General features: G+C 57.6%; 21 protein-coding genes. 19 read left to right on the forward strand and 2 right to left on the reverse strand.

Translation table 11 applies throughout. The features are described 5' to 3' along the window. The first annotated feature begins 111 nt into the window (after positions 1-111). The 18 genes from aroB to gspM all read left to right on the forward strand — a co-directional run bounded on the left by aroB (position 112) and on the right by gspM (position 22,244). Positions 112-1,212: a 3-dehydroquinate synthase gene (gene aroB, locus GHN86_RS09620; RefSeq protein ID WP_153378062.1), complete on the forward strand. Its 1,101-nt coding sequence runs from the start codon at positions 112-114 to the stop codon at positions 1,210-1,212. Between the two features lie 10 nt (positions 1,213-1,222). Beyond that, positions 1,223-2,788 (forward strand): AAA family ATPase, encoded by a 1,566-nt coding sequence (locus GHN86_RS09625; protein ID WP_153378061.1) that lies wholly within the window; start codon positions 1,223-1,225, stop codon positions 2,786-2,788. 332 nt (positions 2,789-3,120) lie between these two features. After that, positions 3,121-7,569: a glutamate synthase large subunit gene (gene gltB, locus GHN86_RS09630; protein ID WP_153378183.1), complete on the forward strand. Its 4,449-nt coding sequence runs from the start codon at positions 3,121-3,123 to the stop codon at positions 7,567-7,569. A gap of 33 nt (positions 7,570-7,602) precedes the next feature. Beyond that, entirely contained in the window at positions 7,603-9,021 is a 1,419-nt protein-coding gene (locus GHN86_RS09635; protein WP_153378060.1) for an FAD-dependent oxidoreductase, read from the forward strand. 197 nt (positions 9,022-9,218) lie between these two features. Further along, positions 9,219-10,289 (forward strand): uroporphyrinogen decarboxylase, encoded by a 1,071-nt coding sequence (gene hemE, locus GHN86_RS09640; protein WP_153378059.1) that lies wholly within the window; start codon positions 9,219-9,221, stop codon positions 10,287-10,289. Between the two features lie 464 nt (positions 10,290-10,753). Then, positions 10,754-12,226 (forward strand): N-acetylglucosamine-binding protein GbpA, encoded by a 1,473-nt coding sequence (gbpA, locus tag GHN86_RS09645; RefSeq protein WP_153378058.1) that lies wholly within the window; start codon positions 10,754-10,756, stop codon positions 12,224-12,226. Between the two features lie 72 nt (positions 12,227-12,298). Then, complete coding sequence (locus GHN86_RS09650; RefSeq protein ID WP_153378057.1) at positions 12,299-12,802, forward strand: cytochrome b; 504 nt, start codon at positions 12,299-12,301, stop codon at positions 12,800-12,802. Positions 12,803-12,897: 95 nt separating this feature from the next. Continuing rightward, entirely contained in the window at positions 12,898-13,389 is a 492-nt protein-coding gene (locus tag GHN86_RS09655) for a type II secretion system protein N (RefSeq protein ID WP_153378056.1), read from the forward strand. 9 nt (positions 13,390-13,398) lie between these two features. Beyond that, complete coding sequence (gene gspD / locus GHN86_RS09660; RefSeq protein ID WP_153378055.1) at positions 13,399-15,324, forward strand: type II secretion system secretin GspD; 1,926 nt, start codon at positions 13,399-13,401, stop codon at positions 15,322-15,324. Beyond that, positions 15,321-16,793: a type II secretion system ATPase GspE gene (gspE, locus tag GHN86_RS09665; RefSeq protein ID WP_194286546.1), complete on the forward strand. Its 1,473-nt coding sequence runs from the start codon at positions 15,321-15,323 to the stop codon at positions 16,791-16,793. The genes gspD and gspE overlap by 4 nt, the downstream gene beginning before the upstream one ends. A 2-nt stretch (positions 16,794-16,795) precedes the next feature. Beyond that, complete coding sequence (gspF, locus tag GHN86_RS09670) at positions 16,796-18,007, forward strand: type II secretion system inner membrane protein GspF (protein WP_153378054.1); 1,212 nt, start codon at positions 16,796-16,798, stop codon at positions 18,005-18,007. 3 nt (positions 18,008-18,010) lie between these two features. Further along, entirely contained in the window at positions 18,011-18,448 is a 438-nt protein-coding gene (gene gspG, locus GHN86_RS09675; protein ID WP_153378053.1) for a type II secretion system major pseudopilin GspG, read from the forward strand. Between the two features lie 6 nt (positions 18,449-18,454). After that, on the forward strand, positions 18,455-18,943 hold the full coding sequence (gspH, locus tag GHN86_RS09680; protein ID WP_153378052.1) for a type II secretion system minor pseudopilin GspH: 489 nt from the start codon (positions 18,455-18,457) through the stop codon (positions 18,941-18,943). Further along, positions 18,933-19,301, forward strand: coding sequence for a type II secretion system minor pseudopilin GspI (gspI, locus tag GHN86_RS09685; protein ID WP_153378051.1), 369 nt, complete (start codon positions 18,933-18,935; stop codon positions 19,299-19,301). The genes gspH and gspI overlap by 11 nt, the downstream gene beginning before the upstream one ends. Further along, a complete protein-coding gene (gene gspJ / locus GHN86_RS09690) occupies positions 19,294-19,854 on the forward strand; it encodes a type II secretion system minor pseudopilin GspJ (RefSeq protein ID WP_153378050.1) in 561 nt (186 codons plus the stop codon). The genes gspI and gspJ overlap by 8 nt, the downstream gene beginning before the upstream one ends. Then, positions 19,854-20,714 carry a type II secretion system protein GspK gene (locus tag GHN86_RS09695; RefSeq protein WP_153378049.1) on the forward strand — a complete coding sequence of 287 codons (861 nt, stop codon included), beginning with the start codon at positions 19,854-19,856 and terminating at the stop codon, positions 20,712-20,714. The genes gspJ and GHN86_RS09695 overlap by 1 nt, the downstream gene beginning before the upstream one ends. After that, a complete protein-coding gene (gspL, locus tag GHN86_RS09700; RefSeq protein ID WP_194286194.1) occupies positions 20,707-21,798 on the forward strand; it encodes a type II secretion system protein GspL in 1,092 nt (363 codons plus the stop codon). The genes GHN86_RS09695 and gspL overlap by 8 nt, the downstream gene beginning before the upstream one ends. Further along, positions 21,795-22,244 (forward strand): type II secretion system protein GspM, encoded by a 450-nt coding sequence (gene gspM, locus GHN86_RS09705; RefSeq protein ID WP_153378047.1) that lies wholly within the window; start codon positions 21,795-21,797, stop codon positions 22,242-22,244. The genes gspL and gspM overlap by 4 nt, the downstream gene beginning before the upstream one ends. Positions 22,245-22,251: 7 nt before the next feature. Here the strand turns inward: gspM and GHN86_RS09710 are convergent, their stop codons facing one another. Further along, entirely contained in the window at positions 22,252-23,484 is a 1,233-nt protein-coding gene (locus GHN86_RS09710) for an MFS transporter (RefSeq protein WP_416333492.1), read from the reverse strand. A 169-nt stretch (positions 23,485-23,653) separates the two neighbouring features. Between GHN86_RS09710 and GHN86_RS09715 the strand changes: the two genes are divergently transcribed. Beyond that, positions 23,654-24,556, forward strand: coding sequence for a LysR family transcriptional regulator (locus GHN86_RS09715; protein WP_153378046.1), 903 nt, complete (start codon positions 23,654-23,656; stop codon positions 24,554-24,556). A 68-nt stretch (positions 24,557-24,624) separates the two neighbouring features. On the opposite strand, the gene GHN86_RS24065 is transcribed toward GHN86_RS09715, so the two are convergent. Then, entirely contained in the window at positions 24,625-24,795 is a 171-nt protein-coding gene (locus GHN86_RS24065) for a DUF6124 family protein (RefSeq protein ID WP_416333493.1), read from the reverse strand. Positions 24,796-24,997 lie beyond the last annotated feature (202 nt).

Consider the following 24,997-nt stretch of genomic DNA (forward strand, 5'->3'; position numbering starts at 1 on the left):
AAGTGCGCTACGAAATGCGCTATTCTCGGCGCCGATCCTGCCTGTTCGCAGGGTGCCATCATTTGATAATTGCGAAACAGGGCGCCGGGCCCTGTTTCAACGCGGGGATTCATGCAGACACTGACGGTTGATCTAGGCGAGCGCAGCTACCCGATTCATATTGGCGAAGGTTTGTTGGATCAGCCGCAGTTGCTGGCCCCGCACATAGTCGGGCGCCAAGTGGCCATAGTGACCAATGAAACGGTCGCGCCGCTTTACCTTGAGCGTCTGACCCGCAGCCTTGCGTCGTACTCAGTGGTGCCGATCATCCTGCCCGACGGCGAAGCCTTCAAAAACTGGGAAACCCTGCAACTGATTTTCGATGGCCTGCTGACCGCACGTCATGACCGACGCACCACGGTGATCGCTCTGGGCGGCGGTGTGGTGGGCGACATGGCCGGTTTTGCTGCTGCGTGCTACCAGCGGGGCGTCAACTTTATTCAGGTGCCGACCACGCTGCTATCGCAAGTCGATTCCTCGGTGGGCGGTAAAACCGGCATCAATCACCCGTTGGGTAAAAACATGGTGGGTGCTTTCTATCAGCCCCAGCTGGTACTGATCGATACCCAAACGCTGAACACGCTCCCGCCTCGCGAACTGTCCGCAGGCCTCGCTGAAGTCATCAAATATGGGCTGATCTGCGACGCACCGTTTCTGACCTGGCTAGAAGACAACATGGACGCGCTGCGTGCGCTGGATCAGGTCGCTCTGACGGCTGCCATTCATCGTTCCTGCACAGCCAAGGCCGATGTCGTCGGCGCGGATGAGCGCGAGTCTGGCGTACGCGCTACGCTTAACTTGGGCCATACCTTTGGCCATGCCATCGAAACCCACATGGGCTATGGCGTATGGCTACACGGCGAAGCTGTTGCTGCGGGCACCGTGATGGCGCTTGAAATGTCTTGCCGTTTGGGCTGGATCAGCGCACAAGAGCGTGATCGGGGCATTCGGTTGTTCGAGCGTGCCGGGTTACCGGTTGTGCCGCCTGCCGAAATGAGCGTAGCCGACTTTATGCAACACATGGCAGTAGATAAAAAAGTGATCGACGGTCGTATGCGACTGGTGCTGCTACGGCACATGGGCGAAGCCATTGTGACTGACGATTATCCACAAGAAGTTCTACAGGCCACGCTGGGTGCGGATTATCGTGCGCTGGCTCAGCTTAAAGGTTAATAAAATCCCGATGACAAGTTTGCATGCCGACGAGGCGTTTCTCGGTCACTTCCAGCTCAACCACGACCCTTTTGCGCCACGGGTGCCGGGTTTCAAGTTTTTCCCCGCCCAGCGCAAGCCAGTACTGGGGCAATTGCATCACCTCGCCCGCTACAGCCAGTTGCTGTTGGTGGTGGCCGGGCCAGAGGGCAGCGGCAAGACCTTGCTGCGTCAGGCGCTGGTGGCCAGCACCAATAAACAGTCTGTGCAAAGTGTCGTCGTTTCGGCGCGAGGCGGGATGGATGCAGCGGGTGTGTTGCGTCAAGTCGCGCAAACCCTGAACGCCGCCAGTGCCGATGTCGGGGCGATTCTGGCGCAAGTGGTGCAGTTGGCGCTGACCGGGCAGGAAGTCTACCTGCTGGTCGATGATGCCGAGCAGCTTGACGAGTCCGCACTGGAAGCCCTGCTGGCGCTGGCCGCCGGTGCGCCGGAAGGCCGTCCGCATGTGTTCCTGTTTGGCGAGCCGTCGATGATTGACGGGCTTGAGCACCTGAGCGCGGAGGAAGAGCGCTTCCACGTGATCGAGTTGCAGCCTTACACCGAGGAAGAAACCCGCGAATATCTGGCCCAGCGCCTTGAAGGGGCGGGTCGCGGAATCGAACTCTTTAGCGCCCAGCAGATCTCAGATATACACGAGAGCTCCGAGGGTTGGCCTGGCATCATCAACCAGGTGGCCCGCGATGCAATGATCGAAGCCATGATAGCGAGCCGCTCAGCGGTCAAGCGTCCAAGTATGGGGTTCAACATGCCTAAGAAACACGTATTGGCCATTGGTGCCGTGGTGGTAGTGGCTGTGGCCGCCGCCATCCTGATTCCGGGTCGCGGTAAAACACCGACCGCGCCTGCCACTGAGCAGACGCAGCTGGGCCAGGCAACACCGAAAGACGGCGCCAACCCGTCGATAGATTTCGCCGGTAAAACGCAACCGATGCCATTGCCGCTGGTGGGTCAGTCGCAGCCGGTCATGCGCGGCCCGTTAGCTGAAGAAGCCGGTGGTATTGCCGAAGGTGATGATGGCGGTGTGCCTGCCGTTGACGGCGGCGTGGCTCAGCCACCGACAGTGACCACCACTGCACCACCTGTGGGTGTGCCTGCGGGCCCGGCCGCAGCACCAGCGCCTGCGCCTGCTCCAACGGTTGCTGCCGCTAAACCCGCACCTGCTCCGGTTGCCAAGCCGGCCCCAGCGCCTGCGGCCAAGCCTGTGGTCAAACCGGCCGAGAAGCCGGTGACGTTGGCCAAAGCCGCCCCAGGCGGTAGCTGGTACAGCAGCCAGCCAGCCGGTAATTACGTGGTGCAGATTGTCGGCACCAGCTCCGAAGCCTCTGCGCAAAATGTGGTCAAAGAGCTGGGGGGCGAGTCTCGCTACTTCAAAAAATCGCTTAACGGCAAACCCTTGTTCGTCGTGACTTACGGCAACTATCCGAGCCATGCCGCAGCAACTGCGGCCATCAAGAACTTGCCAGCGAAGATCCAGACTGGTAAACCTTGGCCTCGCACTGTCGCCAGCGTCCAACAAGAGCTGGCAACCGCTCGCTGATGATCCGGCGACCTTACCCAGGTCGCCGTTCTACTCCATCAAATTCCTGCCTGTGCATGCAGCTCTAATCAGCTGTGTGCCTTGTGGTGTTTGCGCCGTGCAGCAGTCAACATCAAAAATGTTTTGACTAGCACGAGTAATCGCTTTAAACCTTTCATAAATGCGACACGAATTTACGGCAAAGCGCCGCTTAATTTGTGGGTCTTTGTGACGGTGTGTAGAATGACCACCCTTTTGCCCCTGCCAAGCTGGCGTACGTTCAGCGCGGGAAGCAAGTGGTTGAATTAAAAGAAATTTGCCCTTTTTTGGGGCAGCCTGGTGAGAAAGTGTCTATGAAAGCAGGTCTGTACCACCCCGATGAATTCAAGGATAACTGTGGTTTCGGCCTGATTGCCCACATGCAGGGCGAACCCAGTCATACCCTTCTGCAAACCGCCATTGAGGCCCTGACCTGCATGACCCACCGCGGTGGGATTAACGCAGACGGCAAGACCGGTGACGGTTGTGGTCTGCTGATTCAAAAGCCTGATCTGTTCTTGCGCGCCGTCGCCCACGATCATTTCGGTACCGATTTGCCCAAGCAGTATGCCGTGGGCATGGTGTTCTTTAATCAGGACCCGATCAAAGCCGAAGCGGCGCGCGCCAATATGAACCGCGAGATCCTCGCGGCCGGCCTGCAACTGGTGGGCTGGCGCAAAGTGCCGATTGATACCAGCGTGCTGGGTCGTCTGGCGCTGGAGCGTCTGCCCCAAATCGAACAAGTGTTCATTGGTGGGGACAGCCTGAGCGATCAGGACATGGCCATCAAACTGTTCAGCGCCCGTCGCCGTTCCTCGGTGGCCAACGCAGCTGACAGCGATCACTACATCTGTAGTTTTTCCCACAAGACCATCATTTATAAAGGCCTGATGATGCCGGCGGACTTGACCGCCTTCTATCCAGACCTGAGCGATGAACGCCTGCAAACCGCCATCTGCGTGTTCCACCAGCGTTTCTCCACCAACACCTTGCCGAAATGGCCGCTGGCGCAGCCGTTCCGCTTTCTCGCCCACAACGGCGAAATCAACACCATCACCGGCAACCGCAACTGGGCGCAGGCCCGTCGCACCAAGTTCGCCAATGATTTGATCGGCGACCTCGACGAGCTCGGCCCCTTGGTCAACCGCGTGGGTTCTGACTCCTCCAGCATGGACAACATGCTGGAGCTGATGGTCACTGGCGGCATCGACCTGTTCCGTGGCGTGCGCATGCTGATTCCACCGGCGTGGCAGAACGTTGAGACCATGGACCCCGACCTGCGGGCGTTCTATGAGTACAACTCGATGCACATGGAACCGTGGGACGGCCCTGCGGGCGTGGTCATGACCGACGGCCGTTACGCCGTCTGCCTGCTCGACCGTAATGGCCTGCGCCCCGCGCGCTGGGTCACGACCACCAACGGCTACATCACCATCGCCTCGGAAATCGGCGTGTGGGACTACAAGCCTGAAGACGTGATCGCCAAAGGCCGTGTGGGCCCGGGTCAGATCCTTTCGGTTGATACTGAAACCGGCCAGGTGCTGGACACCGATGCCATCGACAACCGCTTGAAGTCGCGCCATCCGTACAAACAATGGCTGCGCAAGAATGCCCTGCGCATTCAAGCCACTATCGACGACCATGACCACGGTTCGGCGTTTTACGACGTTGACCAGCTCAAGCAATACATGAAGATGTATCAGGTCACGTTTGAAGAACGTGACCAAGTGCTGCGCCCGCTGGGTGAGCAGGGCTACGAAGCGGTCGGCTCCATGGGCGATGACACGCCGATGGCGGTGCTGTCGCAGCGTGTGCGTACGCCGTATGACTACTTCCGCCAGCAATTCGCGCAAGTCACTAACCCGCCGATTGACCCGCTGCGTGAAGCCATCGTCATGTCGTTGGAAATCTGCCTCGGTGCCGAGCGCAATATTTTCCAGGAATCCCCGGAGCATGCTTCTCGTGTGATCCTCAGCTCGCCGGTCATCTCGCCCGCCAAGTGGCGTTCGCTGATGAACCTCGATCTGCCGGGTTTCGAGCGTCAGTTCATCGACCTCAACTACGACGAGAGCCTTGGCCTCGAAGCCGCCGTACGCAACATTGCCGATCAGGCCGAAGAAGCGGCCCGCGCCGGGCGTACGCAAATCGTCTTGAGCGACCGTCATATCGCCCCGGGCAAGTTGCCGGTTCACGCCTCGCTGGCGGTAGGTGCTGTTCACCACCGCTTGACTGAAAAAGGTCTGCGCTGCGACAGCAACATCCTGGTCGAAACCGCGACCTGTCGTGACCCGCATCACTTTGCCGTGTTGATCGGTTTTGGCGCTTCGGCGATCTACCCGTTCCTGGCGTACGAAGTGCTGGGTGACTTGATCCGCACCGGCGAAGTGCTGGGTGACCTCTATGAGGTATTCAAGAACTACCGCAAAGGCATCACCAAAGGCCTGCTGAAAATCCTTTCGAAGATGGGCATTTCGACCATCGCTTCGTACCGCGGTGCGCAGCTGTTCGAAGCCATTGGCCTGTCCGAAGAAATTTGCGACCTGAGCTTCCGTGGCGTACCGAGCCGCCTTAAAGGCGCGCGCTTTGTCGACCTTGAGGCCGAGCAAAAGCTGTTGGCGGCCGAAGCCTGGAGCGCGCGCAAGCCGATCCAGCAAGGCGGTCTGCTCAAGTACGTGCACGGCGGCGAATACCACGCCTACAACCCGGACGTGGTCGCCACCCTGCAAGCCGCCGTACAGCAGGGCGACTACAGCAAGTTCAAGGAATACACTGCGCTGGTCGATCAACGCCCGGTGTCGATGATCCGCGACCTGTTGCAAGTCAAAACCCTCGATACGCCACTGGCCATCGAAGAGATCGAACCGCTGGAGCAGATCCTCAAGCGTTTCGACTCGGCAGGTATCTCACTCGGCGCCTTGTCGCCCGAGGCCCACGAAGCTTTGGCAGAAGCCATGAACCGCTTGGGCGCACGCTCAAACTCCGGCGAAGGCGGCGAAGACCCGGCGCGCTACGGCACTATTAAAAGCTCGAAAATCAAGCAAGTGGCCACGGGCCGTTTCGGTGTGACGCCGGAATACCTGGTCAACGCCGAGGTGCTGCAAATCAAGGTCGCCCAAGGCGCCAAGCCGGGTGAGGGCGGGCAACTGCCGGGTGGCAAGGTCAACGGCCTGATCGCCAAACTGCGTTATGCCGTACCGGGCGTGACCCTGATTTCGCCACCGCCGCACCACGACATCTATTCCATCGAAGACTTGTCGCAGCTCATCTTCGACTTGAAACAAGTCAACCCTAAAGCGCTGGTGTCGGTGAAGCTGGTGGCTGAGGCGGGCGTAGGCACTATCGCCGCAGGCGTGGCCAAGGCTTATGCCGACTTGATTACCATCTCGGGCTATGACGGCGGCACGGGTGCTTCGCCGCTGACCTCCATCAAATACGCGGGCGCACCGTGGGAGCTGGGTCTGGCTGAAACTCACCAGACTTTGCGGGGTAACGACTTGCGCGGCAAAGTGCGGGTACAGACCGATGGCGGCCTGAAAACCGGCCTGGACGTGATCAAGGCAGCGATTCTGGGCGCTGAAAGCTTCGGCTTCGGCACCGCGCCGATGATCGCTCTGGGCTGCAAATACCTGCGTATTTGCCACCTCAACAACTGCGCCACCGGCGTGGCCACGCAGAACGAATCGCTGCGTAAAAACCATTACATCGGCACCGTCGACATGGTGGTCAACTTCTTCACCTACGTGGCTGAAGAAACCCGTGAGTGGCTGGCCAAACTGGGCGTTCGCAGCCTTGAAGAGCTGATCGGTCGCACTGACTTGCTGGACATCCTGCCGGGTGAAACCGCCAAGCAGCAGCACCTCGATCTGACGCCGCTGCTGGGCAGCGACAATGTGCCTGCTGACAAACCGCAGTTCTGCGAAGTTGATCGCAACCCGCCGTTCGACAAAGGTCTGCTGGCCGAGAAAATGGTCGACATGGCCACGGCTGCCATCAATGACATGAGCGGTGCAGAGTTCGAACTCGACATCTGCAACTGCGATCGCTCCATTGGTGCCCGTATCTCGGGTGAAATCGCCCGCGCTTACGGTAATCAGGGCATGGCCAAAGCCCCCATCACCTTCCGCTTCAAAGGCACTGCCGGTCAGAGCTTTGGTGTGTGGAACGCCGGTGGTTTGAACATGTACCTGCAAGGCGATGCCAACGACTACGTCGGCAAGGGCATGACCGGCGGCAAGCTGGTGATCGTTCCGCCTACCGGCAGCGTGTACAAGACTCAAGACAGCGCCATTATCGGCAACACCTGCCTGTACGGCGCCACCGGCGGCAAGCTGTTTGCGGCGGGCACGGCGGGTGAGCGTTTCGCGGTGCGTAACTCCGGTGCTCACACCGTGGTTGAAGGCACGGGCGATCACTGCTGCGAATACATGACCGGCGGCTTCGTCTGTGTACTGGGCAAAACCGGTTATAACTTCGGCTCGGGCATGACTGGCGGTTTCGCCTACGTGCTGGATCAGGACAACACCTTCGTCGACCGGGTTAACCACGAGTTGGTGGAAATCCAGCGCATCAGTGGTGAGGCGATGGAGGCGTACCGCAACCATCTGCAGCACGTGCTGGACGAATACGTGGAGGAGACTGACAGCGAGTGGGGTCGCAACCTCTCGGAAAACCTCGATGATTACCTGCGCCGTTTCTGGATGGTCAAGCCCAAGGCTGCCAGCTTGAAGTCGTTGCTTTCCAGCATCCGTGCCAACCCGCAGTGATATGCGCCTGAAAAGTTTGATGAGGTTTTAACCATGGCTGAACGTCTGAGTAACGACTTCCAGTTCATCGATGTCGGGCGCAAAGATCCGAAGAAGAAACTGTTACGTCAACGCAAAAAAGAGTTCGTGGAAATCTACGAACCCTTCAAACCCCAGCAATCGGCCGAGCAGGCTCATCGCTGCCTGGGTTGCGGTAATCCGTACTGTGAATGGAAATGCCCTGTGCATAACTTCATTCCCAACTGGCTCAAGCTGGTGGCCGAGGGCAACATCCTCGCTGCCGCCGAGCTGTCGCACCAGACCAACACACTGCCTGAAGTGTGTGGCCGGGTGTGCCCGCAAGACCGTCTGTGCGAGGGTGCTTGCACCCTCAATGACGGCTTTGGCGCAGTGACCATCGGTTCGGTTGAGAAGTACATCACCGACACCGCGTTCGCTATGGGCTGGCGCCCGGACATGTCCAAGGTGGTGCCGACTGGCAAGCGCGTTGCCATTATCGGTGCCGGGCCTGCGGGTCTGGGCTGTGCCGACGTGCTGGTGCGCGGCGGTGTGACGCCGGTGGTGTTCGACAAGAACCCGGAAATCGGGGGGTTGCTGACCTTCGGGATCCCGGAGTTCAAACTGGAAAAAACCGTACTGAGCCATCGTCGCGAAGTCTTCACTGGCATGGGTATCGAGTTCCGTCTCAATACCGAAATCGGTAAAGACATCAGCATGGAGCAGTTGCTGGAAGAGTACGACGCGGTCTTTATGGGCATGGGCACCTACACCTACATGAAAGGTGGTTTTGCCGGTGAAGACCTGCCGGGCGTGCACGATGCGCTGGATTTCCTGATCGCCAACGTCAACCGCAACCTGGGCTTTGAAAAGTCGCCGGAAGATTTCGTCGACATGAAAGGCAAAAAGATTGTGGTGCTGGGCGGCGGCGACACGGCGATGGACTGCAACCGCACGTCGATTCGTCAAGGCGCTAAATCGGTGACCTGTGCTTATCGTCGTGACGAAGCCAACATGCCGGGCTCGCGTAAAGAAGTGAAAAACGCCAAGGAAGAGGGCGTCAAATTTCTCTACAACCGCCAGCCGATTGCCATTGTCGGCGAAGGCAAGGTGCAGGGTGTGAAGGTGGTCGAGACGCGTCTCGGCGAGCCGGATGCCCGTGGGCGCCGCAGTCCTGAACCGATTCCGGGATCTGAAGAAATCATCGCGGCGGATGCCGTAATTATTGCCTTTGGTTTTCGCCCAAGTCCGGCCTTGTGGTTTGAGCAGTTTGAAATCCAGACCGACAGCCAGGGCCGTGTGATTGCCCCTGAGCAGTCGAAATTCAAGCACCAGACCAGTCATCCGAAGATTTTTGCCGGTGGCGACATGGTGCGTGGTTCTGACCTGGTGGTGACCGCGATTTTCGAAGGCCGTACGGCGGCGGAAGGGATCATGGATTACCTGGGGGTCTGAAAGCCCTCTCCCAGAGGGAGAGGGGACTAAAGGCAAAAGCAAGTCAGCGCCCTCTCCCTCCGGGAGAGGGTTGGGGTGAGGGAAAAGCGTCACCCCCAACGCAACTAATCACCCCGATAGATAAAAGGCACGGCACTTGCCGTGCCTTTTGCGTCCGTCTCTGAGAAAATGCCCGCACTTTTTTTCCGGACGCTGACATGACTGATCTCAAGAATGACCGTTTCCTTCGCGCTTTGCTCAAGCAACCCGTTGATGTCACGCCTGTCTGGATGATGCGTCAGGCCGGTCGCTACCTGCCGGAATACCGCGCCAGCCGCGCAAAGGCCGGTGACTTCATGAGCCTGTGCAAAAACGCCGAATTCGCCTGCGAAGTCACGATGCAGCCTCTGGACCGCTTCCCGCAGCTGGATGCGGCCATCTTGTTCTCCGACATCCTGACCATTCCCGATGCCATGGGCCAGGGCCTGTACTTCGAAACCGGTGAAGGCCCGCGTTTCAAAAAAGTCGTCAGCACTTTGGCTGACATCGAAGCCCTGCCGATCCCGGATCCGCAAAAAGACCTCGGCTATGTCATGAACGCCGTCAGCACCATCCGTAAAGAACTCAATGGCCGTGTGCCCTTGATCGGCTTCTCCGGCAGCCCGTGGACGCTGGCCACTTACATGGTTGAAGGTGGCTCGTCCAAAGACTTCCGCAAAACCAAGGCCATGCTCTACGACACGCCTCAGGCCATGCACCTGCTGCTCGACAAGCTTGCACAGTCAGTGACCTCTTACCTCAACGGTCAGATTCTGGCAGGTGCCCAGGCGGTGCAAATATTCGACACGTGGGGCGGTAATCTGTCGTCTGCGGCGTACCAGGAGTTTTCTCTGGCCTACATGCGCAAAATCGTTAGCGGTCTGATCCGTGAACACGAAGGACGCAAAGTGCCGGTGATTCTCTTCACCAAAAACGGCGGTCTGTGGCTGGAAAGCATTGCGGATGCCGGTGCCGACGCTTTGGGACTGGACTGGACCTGCGATCTGGGTGAAGCCCGTCGTCGTGTGGGTCACAAAGTTGCGCTGCAAGGCAACATGGACCCTACCGTTCTGTATGCCAATCCGGAGGCGATCCGCACCGAGGTCAAACGCATTTTGGCCAGCTATGGCAAAGGATCGGGCCATGTGTTCAATCTGGGCCATGGCATTACCCCTGAAGTGAAACCCGAGCATGCAGGCGCCTTTATCAGTGCGGTGCATGAGTTCTCAGGGCAGTATCACCAAGAGTAAAAATTTCCCATTTTTTAAACCCGGCGATGCCGGGTTTTTTTTGGAGTTAATAAAAGGCTAATTACAGGCGCTGGCTGATCGTGTTGGCAGTTAAAAATAATATTTGTTTAAATTGTATTAACCGAAAATTAATAATTAATGATTTTTTTCATGATGGTATGTAGTTGTATTTAGGAGTTCGCCTACTTCTCGAAAAGATATTTCCTACATAAACATTATTTCTTATCTGTAAAATTGCCGGCGATTGAATCTTAAGTGTGTGCGTAGTTCGTTAATGCGGTGTAAGTATTTTCTGAAGGTGATTGATGCTCGTAATTTTGGTTCTGGTTATGAGTATCTGTTGTCATTGGAATGTGTAGGAGATGTCTGCGCAGATGCGCGAAGTGTTTAAACCTGATCTAACTTTATTGCTCTATAAAAAGTGCGGCTTTTTGCCGACTCAATAATTATCGCAGGGGTTATTTATGACAGTTGCACTTTCAAAGTCACGTGCTTTGATGGGGTGTGCATCCTCGTTGACGTTAATGGCAGCCATGTTCGCATCCCAGCAGGTAGCCGCCCACGGTTACATGAGCGACCCCCCTTCACGTGCGTATGCGTGCGTAAAAAAACTTAATACCGACTGTGGTACTGCGGTCTATGAGCCACAATCTGTAGGTGAAACCAATAAGGGTTTCCCGACATTTGGACCGGCTGATGGTCAAATTGCGAGCGGTGGTCTGTCTCAATTTTTCGCTATTGATGCCCAGTCGGCCACGCGCTGGCACTTGAGCGAAATAACCGATCGCAATGTCCAGTTTGATTGGTATTACGAAGCTGCACACAAAACCACAAAGTGGGAATATTTTATTACCAAGGCTGGCTGGAATCCGAATTTGCCGCTCGCACGCGCCAGCTTTGACTTGACACCATTCTGTACTGTTGAAGCTGGAGGCGCGGTGCCTGTTGATGGCGCTGAAGGTAGTAGGGGGCCGGCCAAGGAAAAACATGAGTGCGTCATTCCGGCAGATCGTACGGGTCAGCACATCATTTTGGGCGCATGGACCGTTGATAATACGGTTGCAGCCTTCTACAACGTCGTTGATGTAAATATTCTCGCCGCTGCACCTGATCCGGATGGCTGGACAAATGTGGGTGCTCTGGCGCCTAGCCTGGCCCTCTTGCCTGGCGACTCGGTCAAGGCTCGTGCCTTTACTGGCAGTGCAGAAAGTGCCGAGTACAGCTTCAGCATCGGTATTGATTCGGCAGAAGAAGGTCAGCCTGCAAACTGGGCTTTCAAACTGGCTGAAAGCGTAAATGCTGCCAACAAACCGGTACGTGCTGGTGTGCGCAATGAGGACGGCAGCATTGAGCCGATCAAAGGCACAAACACCTTCTATGCCAAAGCAGAAAGCGGAGTGACCAACTATCAGCTACAGACCACTTTGGTTCCGGATCCGGAAGCCTACATGCATGTGCATGATGTGGCAGGTGAGTATGTGCTGGACAAGGGCCAGGTCAACGTCGACTTTACCCTGATGACCAATAAAAAAATCGTGGTTGAAGCCACGGTTTACAACGCAGATAACAAACAAGTGGGCTCCATCCAGCAAACCATCGACGCCACTACTGCGCCTGTTAGCGTAGCGGTACGAAGCGCACCGGGTGCTCACTCCCTTAAGTTAATCGCCACCAGTGAAGATGGTCGTGAGAATTTCCAGGACCTCAAAGCGCTTAACCTGACCGGTGAAGGCGGCAGCCAGGAGTACGACGCCATCTATCCAGAAGGCTTTGCAACCTACAAAGCGGGCACTACCGTACTTCAACCGAAGAACGGAAAAGTGTACGAGTGCAAAATTTTCCCGTATTCGGGCTTCTGTGCACAGTACGCACCTAGCGCTACCCATTACGAGCCGGGCACGGGTTCGAATTGGACTGATGCCTGGATCGAGAAGTAAGCAACGCTAAAACATCGGGCCGCTCTTTATGAACGGTCCGATGCCGTATGGCAGATATGAGTACTTAACATCATGAAGTATTCAACCTTGCAAAAAGTGCTACATGCACTCTCGGCACTTACGATTATCTGGTTGTTGATGTCGGGGTTTTATGCCGGATTGATAAGTGAAGATGCTGCCCTGAAAAGGTTGATTGGCGAATTGAATGTGTCTGTAAGTTTGTCACTGGCTCCCTTTTTTTTGTTACGTCTGTGCGTCTCTTTCGGACGAGGATACGGTGCCTTGGTAGGCGTGAAAAACTTAATGCCGTGGCTGGTTTTTTTTGTACACACGATGATGTATGTGTCGGTCGTTATTGTCCTCATTTCAGGTGTTTTTATGATGGACAGGCCGATCATTTTTTTTAACGTTGTTACGTTTCCTCAGCCTTTAAGCAGCGTTGATATGACCGGGTTGTTTGGTCGAATTCATACACCGGCCTGTGGGGTGCTTGCAGCACTGATAACCCTGCACGTGGTCGCAGTTATCAAACATCAGCTATCAGGGCAGTCGATCATTAAACGCATGTTTTCTTAATGGCTATTTCTTTAGGGCAGAGGCGATGCAGGTTCAGCGATGAAGCAGATTTGAATAGATCAACAATAGCGATAAACCGTTATTGGGCGTCCCGGATGGGTTGGGTGTTGCTGGCAGTGCCTCTGGGCTATGGCGGCTTTTTGGCGTGGCACGAATGGGTGTGGCACAAGTCCTTGAACGCGGTGCCCGTGTTGGCCCCCCTGAGTAGTGCGCCGAGCACACCTGCCCCTGAGCAATTCAAGCCCGATGCAATTGCCTCGGTGCTCGGTCTCAACACTCAAGTCACGTGGGTACAGAGCGCCGAACCTTTGCAACTGCGGGCCAGTTTTGTCTCCAGTGGGGGCACCTCGCAAGCGTTGCTGGCGGGTGCTCAAGGCGCACAGTTCTATGCAGAAGGTGAGCGCTTGCCCAGCGGCAGTGTTTTACGCCGCGTTGAGGCTAGCCATGTGGTGCTGTGGCGCAATGGCCGCGAAGAACGGTTAACCCTCACCCCCGCCAGCAAGCATGTTTTACCCGTTCCGAGCACACCCGGCGCAGCCCCGCCAGCGACCTCCCTTCATCTGCGGCCCGTTGCCGAACAACCTTAGAGAATCTCAATGAGCAAACCCAATGCGTTCGGCATCGGTCATCTTTTGACGTGTGGTGTCATCTGCTGTGCGCTGCTCTCACCCGTTTGGGCATCAGCAGAAGATCAGTATTGGCAGTTGGCAATGAAAGATGCCGAGCTACGTGATGTGGTTCAGGAAATGTCATCTGTGTTGGGCACCACCGTGGTGCTGGACCCCAGGGTGCAAGGCCGCGTTACGGTTATTTCCGAACAGGCGCTGGACCGCGAAGGCGTACGTCGGCTGTTCTACTCGGTACTCGATGCCCACGGGTTCTCGATCATTGATCAGGGTGACCGTTTGCTGATCCTTCCGGCCGCCGATGCCAAGGCGCGGCCAACCCATTCGCAGGGTTCACAAGCACCTGCCGAAGCCTTTGTTACCCAGGTCATCGAACTTAATGCCAGTGTGGCTGCCGATTTGGCGGGATTGTTACGCCCGTTGGTGTCCAGCAATGGTTACGTGGGTCCCTCAGCCTCGGCCAACGCGCTGATCATTACAGACACTGCTGCCAATACTCAGCGTATTGCCGACATCGTGCGCCAACTGGATGCCGGTACGCGTTATGGCCATTCGATGGTCGAGCTCAAGCATGGCCTGGCCAGTGACATTGCCAAAGTCATTGAACAGTCACTGGATAAAAAAACCACGGGGGCGAGCAGTCAGGTTATCGCTGATCTTTCGAGCAATCGTCTGGTGATACTGGGCAGCGATGGCGCGCGCAAGCGTTTGAGCGCACTGGCTCGCTCGCTTGACATGCCAGCCAGTGCCCAACAAGAGAACTCACGGGTGCTGCGCCTGCGCCACAGCGATGCCAAGCAATTGGCCGAGGTACTGGCAGCTGTGGGTCAAGGTATGAAACAAGAGACTGCGTTAGCAGGTGCAACACAGAAGGCCAGCTCACGTGAAGTGATGGTGGCGGCGGATGAGAGCCAGAACGCGCTGGTGATCATGGCCGAACCTACACAGGTTCGTACGCTTGAAAACATTGTGCGTCAGCTCGATCAGCCACGTTCACAAGTATTGATCAATGCGGCGATCGTTGAAATCTCTGGAGACATCGTTGAGACATTGGGGGTGCAATGGGGCGTCAACACGGGCGGCAGCCAAGGCGGCATAACCTTCCCGGGCACCGGTATCCAGATTGGCGCGATGGCCTCCAGCGATATAAAAATGCCTGAAGGCGCTGTGCTGCAAGTCGGCGGTGATCGTTTTAACGCTTTAATTTCAGCACTGGCCAGCGACACCAACAACAACGTGCTGTCCACGCCCAGCCTGTTGACCCTGGACAATCAAGAGGCCGAAATCCTGGTGGGCCAGAACGTGCCTATTGAAACCGGCTCCTATAGTGGCGTGGGTGATAGCTCCGCAGGCCCTTTCACCACCGTCACACGCCAAGACATTGGTATTAGCCTGAAAATCAAACCGCATATTAATGAAGGGAGTTCTCTGCGTCTGGAAGTCGAGCAGGAAAACTCTGAAATTGCGCCGTCACTGCATGGCGGAGATTCATCGGATTTGATTACTAACAAGCGTGCGTTAAAAAGTACGATTCTGGCCGAGGATGGAGAAATCATCGTCATCGGCGGGTTGATCAAAGACAGCGTGCGTACCCAGGTGAGCGGTGTCCCTCTATTGCGCAGCATTCCCTATCTGGGCGCCTTGTTTCGCTGGAACAAAGACACTCATATGAAAACCAATCTTATGATTTTCTTACGGCCGACCATTGTACGTAGCCGACATGAGAGCCGTGAGATCAGCGAAAATCGCTACAACGCCTTGCGCAATCTCAGCAAACCCGCTTCAAAAGACGGCAATTCGCTGCTGTTGCCCGGTGACCCGCATCAACTCTTTGAAGGCAACCTGCAAGACCCGGCCGCCGTGGACCTGCGCGCACCCGAAGCAGGTCGCCCATGATGCCAACGGCGGCACGTTTACCTTTCAGCTTTGCCCGTCGTTTTGGCGTGCTGCTGGACACGTCGACAACGCCAGCGGCCTTGTTGATTCGCGCCGACACCCCCTTGACCGCACTGGCCGAAGCACAGCGGTTGGCGTGCGGTGAGGTGGCGATTCAGGTCATCAGCGACACGCATTTCGGCGAACTATTGGCCAGCAGTTACAGCACCGGCCAAAGTGCCGCCGAACAAGTTGCCCAAGGGCTGGACGACGAACTTGACCTGATGAGCCTGGCTGAGCAAGTACCGCAAACAGCCGACTTACTGGAACAGGAAGGCGACGCACCGATTATTCGTTTGATCAATGCCTTGCTGCGTGAAGCCATGCGCGAGAAAGCTTCGGACGTACACTTGGAAACCTTCGAGCACACCCTGTCGGTGCGCATGCGCATCGACGGTCAATTACGCGAAGTATTAAGGCCCAAGCGCGAGCTGACCAACTTGCTGGTGTCACGGATCAAAGTCATGGCCCGTCTGGACATCGCTGAAAAACGCGTGCCCCAGGATGGTCGCATCAGTCTGCGGCTGGCCGGGCATGAAGTGGATGTGCGGGTGTCGACCTTGCCTTCTGCCCACGGTGAACGGGTGGTGATGCGCTTGCTCGACAAACAGGCCGGGCGGCTGGACCTCAAATGCCTGGGCATGCCCGCCGACACCCTGAGCCGATTTGAACAGATACTGGCCCGCCCCCACGGCATTTTCCTGGTGACCGGCCCCACCGGCTCAGGCAAAACCACCAGTTTGTACGCCGCCCTCAGCCATCTTAACCACGAGACGCGCAATATTCTGACCGTCGAAGATCCGGTGGAATATCACCTGCCGGGTATCGGCCAAACGCCGGTCAACACCAAAGCCCAGATGACCTTTGCCCGTGGTTTGCGAGCCATTTTGCGTCAGGACCCGGACGTGGTCATGGTCGGTGAAATCCGTGACCATGAAACCGCCGAAATCGCCGTTCAGGCCTCATTGACCGGGCACCTCGTGCTGTCGACCTTGCACACCAACAGCGCCATCGGCGCCGTCACCCGGCTGGTGGACATGGGCGTGGATGCTTATCTGCTGGCGTCCTCATTGGTGGGCGTATTGGCCCAGCGCCTCCTGCGCACCCTGTGTGCCGACTGCAAAACGGCCTATCGCGCCGACCCGGTCACCAGCGTTCGGCTGGGCCTCGCGCCAGAGGACGCGCCCACCCTGTTCCGCGCTCAGGGTTGCAGCCACTGCCAGCAAGGTTATCGAGGACGCACCGGTATCTATGAACTAATCGCTATCACCCCGACCCTTGCAGGCCTTATTCATCGGGGCGCCAGTGAACCGGATCTGGTATACGAGGCCCGGCAAGGTTCTCCCGGTTTGTTTCAGGACGGTCAGCGGTTGGTGCTCGAAGGGCTGACCAGCCTTGACGAACTCTTGCGTGTTACCCAAGAGGACTGAACATGCCAGCCTTTGAGTATCAGGCGCAGGACGCCAACGGGCGCAAATGCCGCGGGTCACAAGAAGCTGACAGTGCACGCCATGCCCGTCAGCTCTTACGCGAACGAGGTTTGCGTCTGACCCACCTCAGCGAGCCTAAAAAAGGCCGGGGCCAAGGCAGCAATGCCCAATCGGGCACGCGGTTGGGCGTCACCGATCTGGCCTTGCTGACCCGCCAGCTGGCGACCTTGATACATGCCGGTTTACCCCTTGAGGAAGCATTGGGTGCCGTTGCCGCACAAAGTGAAAAGCGCCGAGTCAGCCAACTATTAGCCGCTGTGCGCAGCCGGGTGCTCGAAGGTCATGCGCTGGCCACGTCACTGATGGCGTTCCCCAAGGCCTTCCCCGAATTGTTTCGCGCCACAGTCGCCGCCGGTGAGCGCAGTGGCCATTTGGGCCACGTGCTGGAGCAACTGGCCGACTACACCGAAGCCCGGCATGCCTCGCGGCAAAAGATTCAACTGGCCTTGGTGTACCCGCTGATTTTGTTGGTGGCTTCGTTCTCGATTGTCGGTTTTCTGCTCGGGTATGTGGTGCCCGACGTGGTCAAAATATTTATCAACAGCGGCCAGTCGCTGCCTGCATTGACCCAGGCCATGATCGCCCTCAGCAGCGGTTTGCGCAGCTACGGTGGGTTGCTGCTGATTCTGTTGTTCGCGGCTGTGCTGGCTGCGCGCTGGGGTTTGCGCCAGCCGCGGCTGAAACTGCGTTGGCATGTGCTGCTGCTGAACCTGCCGCTGGCGGGCGGGGTGCTACGAGCGATGGAAGCCGCGCGGTTTGCCAGCACCCTGTCGATTCTTGGCAAAAGCGCCGTGCCGCTGGTAGATGCGCTGGAAATCTCGGCCACGGTGATTGCCAACCTGGCCATTCGCCAACGCATGCTCGACGTTGCCCGTTCGGTACGCGAAGGCGGCACCCTTGCCCGAGGGCTGGAACGCAGTGGTGATATCCCGCCCATGATGCTGCACCTGATCGCCAGCGGCGAACGCGCCGGTGAGCTGGACAGCCTGTTGGCACGAGCCGCCGAACAACAGGAAAAAACCCTCGCAGCGCGCATCGCACTGGTGGTGAGTTTGTTTGAACCCATCATGTTGGTGCTGATGGGGGGCGTGGTGTTGTTGATCGTCATGGCCATCCTGCTGCCCATTCTTAGCCTCAATCAACTGGTGAATTAACCGATGAAAACCTCTGCAAAATACGCCCAGCGCGGTTTTACCCTGATCGAAATCATGGTGGTCGTGGTGATTATTGGCGTGCTCGGCGCCATTGTCGTTCCGCAGTTCATGAGCCGTCCCGACCAAGCCAAAGTGACAGCGGCGAAGACGGATATTCAGGCCATATCAACTGCCCTTGAGATGTATCGCCTCGACACCTTCAGCTACCCCTCGACCCAACAGGGGCTAGAAGCGCTGATAACGCAGCCGTCGGGTACCCCGGTGGCCAAAAACTGGAACCCGCAGGGGTATCTCAAAAGCATGCCAAATGACCCGTGGGGGATGCCTTATCAATACCTCAATCCTGGCACTCACTCCAAGAGCTATGACCTGTTTTCCCTGGGTTCCGATGGCGTACCCGGTGGCGAAGCACATGCTGCTGATATCGGCAACTGGGAGTAAAAGCGAATGCGGCAGGCATCGTCGGGTTTTACCTTGGTCGAACTGATGGTGGTCATTGTCCTGATTGGCGTACTGGCCTCGATGGTGCATATCAACCTGGGCGACAACAACGCCCGCAATGCCCGTCAAGAAGCGGATGTATTACACAGTTTGATGCACGGGCTACGCGAGAAGGCCGTGCTGGATGGCCAGGAATATGGTCTGCGGCTCGAACCTGGAGCTTACCAATTGATGCGCTTTGAGCGCACTCGCTGGGAGGTGGTCGACAAGCGTGTGCAACTGCCGTTCGGTCTTGTGCTGGGCTTAACCCTGGACGGCCAGACGCAGCCCCTCACGCCCTTGGCCGACCTGCCGCAATTGTTATGGTTGAGCAGTGATGAAAGTACCGTCTTCAGCCTGCACTTCGATAGCCCGCCCCGCCGTTGGCGCAGCATTGTCAGCGATGGCTTCGGTGACCCGGAAATTGAAATACCGGAGTCAGCCAATGAAGACTGAGAAGGGCTTTACCTTATTGGAAATCATGATTGCTCTGATGATTTTTGCCACGCTGGCGGCAGCCGTTATGTCGGCCAGTCAGTATGTGCTGGGGCAAAGCGCGCGTGTTGAGGCCCGGCTATTGGCCGCCTGGCTGGCCGACAATCATCTGGGTGAACTTGAGCTGCAGACTGCGCCGTTGGTTACAGGGCAACGCACCCTTAACGTGACCTACGCACAGCGTGACTGGCGCTTGCACCAACACATAGTGTCCGACCCCGGCACCGGTCTGCTGCGCGTCGAGCTGAACGTCAGCCCGGCAGGCAGCGATGAGGCCTTGCAGTCTGTGACCCATTGGCTGGCTATCAAGCATGACTAAATCTCAGGCCGGTTTTACCTTGCTTGAACTGGTGATCGCCATCGCCATCTTCGCCTTGCTGGGTATCGGCTGTTGGCGCCTGTTTGACAGCGTGGTGCGCGCTGAACGCAGCAGCACGGCACATCAACACGCCTTGCGCAGCGTGCAACGAGCCGTGGCGTTGATTGAGCGCGATGTATTGCAAGTGCAAACCTCGGCCAAAAAAACGGCTCTGACCCTGTCCGCCAATCAACTCTCCCTGCGCCGGGCCAACTGGCGTAACCCGTTGGGCCAGCCGCGCAGTGAGTTGCAGGACGTCAGCTATCAACTGGACAACGGCGTGCTGTGGCGCCAAAGCCGTGGGCTGGAAGGGGGGACGCTGCAGCAGCAAAAGCTGCTCAGCAATGTGCGCAGTGTTCGCTGGCGGCTGTACGACAGTAAAAACGGCTGGCGTGAGCATTGGCCGACCCGTAAAGACGCCGCCACGGGTGGCCCGAAGGCGCTTGAATTACAGCTCTCGGTTGGACGCTTCGAGGGTATTCGACGTGTGCTGTTACTGCCGGAGGGCGAGTAATGCGGCGCAACCAGCAAGGCATTGCCCTGATCACCGTCTTACTGGTCATGAGCCTGGCCCTGCTGGTCACTGCGGGTATGTTGCGCAGCCACCGTTTGGCGCTGCACAGCAGCGCCCAGCAGATTCACCAGTTACAGCTTCGAAAGCTGGCGTTTGCCGGGGAAACCTGGGCGCTGGAGCACCTCAAAACCCAACTGCGCGACCCGGCAGCCAGCGTCGCCTCAGGTCAAGTCTGGGCCAACGCCCAGCCACAGTTGAAGATTGAGAACGGCCTGATTGAAGTTGAAATCGAAGACCTGGCCGCCCGTTTCAATCTCACCGCCTTGCTCACCAAAGGCCCTGTCGACAAAGTGCTGGCGCAACGCTGGGGCCGCCTGCAAAAAGGGCTCAAGCTATCCGAAGTGGAGGCCAGCGCATTGCAAGGCTTGAACCTGAGCGACATCAGCCAATTGCGCCAAGTGCCCGGCATTGACGGCCCGTGGCTCACCACCTTGCAACCGTGGGTTGTGCTGTTGCCCAAGGAGGCGGCCCTCAATATCAACACCGCATCAGCCACCGTGCTCGCCACGCTGGAAGGGGTTACGCCGCCCGTGGCCAACCAGTTAGTGGCTGAGCGGCCCTTGCAAGGCTACGCCAGTGTTCAGGACTTCACCTTCGCCCCGACGCTGATCGGACTTGGCGTAAAGGCCACCGGCTTGGGCACCACCAGCCGCTGGTTTCGCATCACCACGCATGTGCGCATGGGTCAAAGCCGCTTACGTCTGGAAAGCGATGTGGCTCGTGACCTTAAAACCCATAAGTGGCACCTCTTGCAGCGGCGCCTGTTGGCGCCCAAACACAGCGAATCCCTTGATGAATAGCTGGCTTTATCTCACCGCCCACTGCGTTACCGAGGGTCCTGAAACAGACGTCGATACAGCGTGCGTATCTATCTGGCACGACCCGGCAGCCATAGAAAACTTGTCTTTAAATGAAGCGGCAGTCCGATTGAAAGACCGTGAGGTCAACCTGATTCTGCCGATGGAGCTGTGCAGCTGGTTACTCACAGAGCCTTGGCCCAACAAGCGTCGGCCCAGTACACAAGCGCTGGCCTTCGCCGTGGAAGACCAACTGGCCGAGGACCTTGAGCAATTGCACATTGCCGTAGGGCACATGGATGCCCAGCGGCGGTATCCCTTGATGATGATCCACAAAGAGCGCTTCAAGGGCTTGCTGGAATTATTGGATCAGCGCGGTTTGAACATCGTCAGTGTGCAGGTGGACGCTGACCTGCTGCCCCCAGAGGCGGCGTGCAAAGCCCAGTGGGATGGGCGATGGATTGTCGGCGGGGCCCTTGAAGCGCGTCTGGCATTGTCGGGGCCAGCACTCGATCTAGTGGCCGCGCGCTTGCCCAACCCACTGACCGAGGGCGTCATCGACTGGAGCGTGCCGCACACACACGCCATTAACTTGCTGCAGGGCGAGTTTGCCCGTCGGGCTCAAGGTTTGCCGTGGCGGCGATTCAGCGCTGCGTTGCTGCTGATGTTTGCCTTTGCACTGGGATTCACCCATCTGCGCAGCAACGTGCTTGAAGACAAAGCGGCCCAGATATACGCCCAGAGTGAAGCGCGATTCAAAACCCTATACCCGGAGCAAACCCGCATCGTCGACTTATCCGCGCAACTCAAGGTATTACAACAACAGGGCGCTCCTGCTGGCAACGGCCACATGCTCCGACTGCTGCAACTGACCGAACAGGTGCTGGGCGCCAGCTCGGTCGACGTACAACGCATGGAGTGGCGGGCCACTATCGGATGGGTATTGAACATAAACGCCAGCAGCTTTGCCCAGCTCGAACAGTTGCGAGAACGCGGTGTGCAAAGTGGCCTACCGGTCACCGTGGGTAATGCCAGTCAGCAGGGTGGCCGTGTCCAGGCCCTTGTCACCGTGAGGGATGAATCATGAAGGCTCGCCTGCGTGAACACTGGCTGCAACTGCCCCTGCGTGACCGCCAACTGTGCGGTGTTTTGGCTGTTTTTTTGCTGATTGTCGTGTGTGTGTATGGGCTGTGGTTACCGGCGCAGCAACGACTGGAAACGGCTGAGGCGCTCTACCTCAAACGGCTTGCTCAAGCGGGCGAAGTTCAGCAGGCCCGCCCGACACTGGCGGTTAAGGTGTTTGATCAACCGTTGAGCACTCGCCTGAGTGAAAGTGCCGCCCGTTTGGGGCTGAGCGTGCAGCAATTCGACGTCGATGGCGCAGTCATACGCATCAGCATGATGGGCGATGCCACCACGGTGCTGGGGTGGCTGCATCGCATCGAACACGAAGGGGCTCAGTTTGAAAGCCTGAGCCTGGAAAAACAGGACTCAAGCTTGCAGATTCAACTGCTGATCAACAACCAGGCGTAAAGCCTTTTCACGCTTTTTTTGCATTGCCCGGCAGTACCGGCAGCCGGGCCAAATGCAGCGACACCAGCAAGGCAATCACCAGCAACGCGCCAATAAACAGGCCGATGCCGTTCCAGCCGCCGATGTGCCAAAACACGCCGCCCAACGTACCGGCAATACTCGACCCGGCGTAATAGCTGAACAGGTACAGCGACGACGCCTGGCCTTTGGCCTTGGTGGCCCGGCGGCCGATCCAGCTGCTGGCCACCGAGTGGGCGCCGAAGAAACCGAAGGTGAACAGCAACATGCCGATAATCACAAACGCGAGAGGCGTGAGCATCGTCAGGGCCACCCCGGCCAGCATCAGAACAATCACCGCCCACAACACCCGGCGACGGCCCAGCTTGTCGGCCAGGGCGCCAATTTTTGCCGAGCTGTAAATGCCTGACAGATAGACAATCGAGAGCATCCCCACCATGGCTTGATTCATGTTGTACGGGTCCGCCAGCAGGCGATAACCGATGTAGTTGAACAGCGTTACAAAGCTGCCCATCAGCAAGAACCCTTCAAAAAACAACCACGGCAGACCGGCGTCGCGAAAATGCATGGTAAAGCCATCAAGCAGGCTGCGCGGGTTCATGGCCCGTGGTCGGAAATTGCGCGACTCCGGCAAAATCTTCACAAACACCACGGCAGCCACCAACGCCAGCCCGCCAATCACCAGCATTGCCGTGTGCCAGCTGACAAAGTCGATCAGCACGCCGCTGATCAGGCGACCGCTCATGCCACCAATAGCGTTGCCGCCGATGTACAGCCCCATCGCCAGCCCAATGTGTTGCGGGTGAATTTCTTCACTCAAATAGGTCATGGCCACCGCCGCCAGCCCGCTCAGCGACAAGCCCACCAGCGCCCGGGTAATCAATACGCCTTCCCAGCTCGGCATCAGCGCACTCAAAACGGTGAACAGACCGGCTGAAAACAGTGCAAAGACCATCACCGGCTTACGCCCGAAGGCATCGGAGATCGGCCCGGTAATCAACAAACCAATGGCCAGCATGGCCGTGGCCACCGATAAAATCAGACTGCTCTGAGCCGCATTGATCCCGTATTCATGGGACAGCATTGGCATCATCGGTTGCACGCAGTACAGCAACGCGAAGGTCGCAAACCCGCCCGAGAACAGTGCCAGCACCGTGCGCATAAACATCGGTGTGCCTTTCTCGATAAACACATCATTGAATTGAGCGACAACATCATCCAGCCGCGCTGGCGGGACTTCGTGGGCGAGTGGAGCAACAGCAGTTTTCACGGGGGACCTCTGGAAAAGCGGAAAGCCGAACGGCAATGACAAAAGAATATAGGCGGCTAACGATTCTTTCCAATATATTATTCGACCTGTTTGATAGGTTTAACGACTTAATGAGGTGGGCATGGAACTGCGTCATTTACGCTACTTCATCGCGGTGGCTGAAGAGCTGCACTTTGGCCGGGCTGCGCAGGTACTGGGCATTTCCCAGCCGCCGCTGAGCCAGCAAATACAGGCGCTGGAGCAAGAGTTGGGGGCGCGATTATTTGACCGCACCAACCGACGGGTGGCCCTCAGCGAGGCTGGGCGGTTGTTTCTGGAAGAAGCGCGGCAGGTGCTGGCTCAGGTCGACAAAGCCGCGGATGTCGCGCGGCGGGCTCAATTGGGGGAGTTGGGCGAACTGAAGATTGGTTTCACCTCGTCGGCGCCCTTCAACTCCAGTATTCCCCAGGCCATTTTTGCGTTTCGTCAGGCCTTCCCGGCGGTGCACCTGAACCTCAAGGAAATGAGCAGCCGCGACGTGGCGGAAGGCTTGGTGGATGAGTCCATCGAAGTGGGCATCATGCGTCCGCTGGCTTTGCCGGATTCGTTGGTGGCAGTGGAGCTGTTTCGTGAGCCCTTGGTGGCGGTGATTCGTGCTGACCACCCATTGGCTGAGGGCAGTGAACTGGGGTTGCAGTTGGCGGCGCTGGCGGACGAACCCTTTGTGTTTTTTCCGCGCAGCTACGGCAGCGGTTTGTATGCGCAATTACTCAGCCTGGCGCGGCAGGCGGGGTTTAGTCCGCATTTCTCGCAAGAGGCAGGGGAGGCCATGACCATCATTGGGTTGGTATCTGCGGGCTTGGGGGTGTCGGTGTTACCGGCGTCTTTTCAGCACATGCGCATCAAAGGGGTGGTTTACCGGCCGTTGCTGGATGCTGACGCGAACACGGCGGTGTGGCAGGTGCAACGCAGAGGAGCAAGCTCACCGATGGCAAGTGCGTTTGCGCAGTTGTTGCGGCGCAAGACGTTGCAGCCCTCACCCTAACCCTCTCCCAGAGGGAGAGGGGACTAAAAGCGGATTTGCGCAACGCCACCGGGTGAGGGTCGTGCGGCTTACCCGGTAACCAACTTATCCACAGACGCTTTCACCTGAGCAATCAAATGCACCACGGCCAACGCCACGTCGCGGTTAAGTCCTTGCAGATTATCGGCTGAGGCATACGCGGTTGCTGGGGCACAGCGGCAAGTGCGTTTGCGCAGTTGTTGCGGCGCAAGACGTTGCAGCCCTCACCCTAACCCTCTCCCATAGGGAGAGGGGACTAGAAGCGGATTTGCGCGACCCCACCGATCAAGTTCCCTCTCCCTCTGGGAGAGGGCTAGGGTGAGGGTCGTGCGGCTTACCCGGTAATCAACTTATCCACAGACGCTTTCACCTGAGCAATCAAATGCACCACGGCCAACGCCACGTCGCGGTTAAGTCCTTGCA

Origin of the sequence: Pseudomonas helleri, from assembly GCF_009600315.1 — a bacterium.
Classification (GTDB): domain Bacteria; phylum Pseudomonadota; class Gammaproteobacteria; order Pseudomonadales; family Pseudomonadaceae; genus Aquipseudomonas; species Aquipseudomonas helleri_A.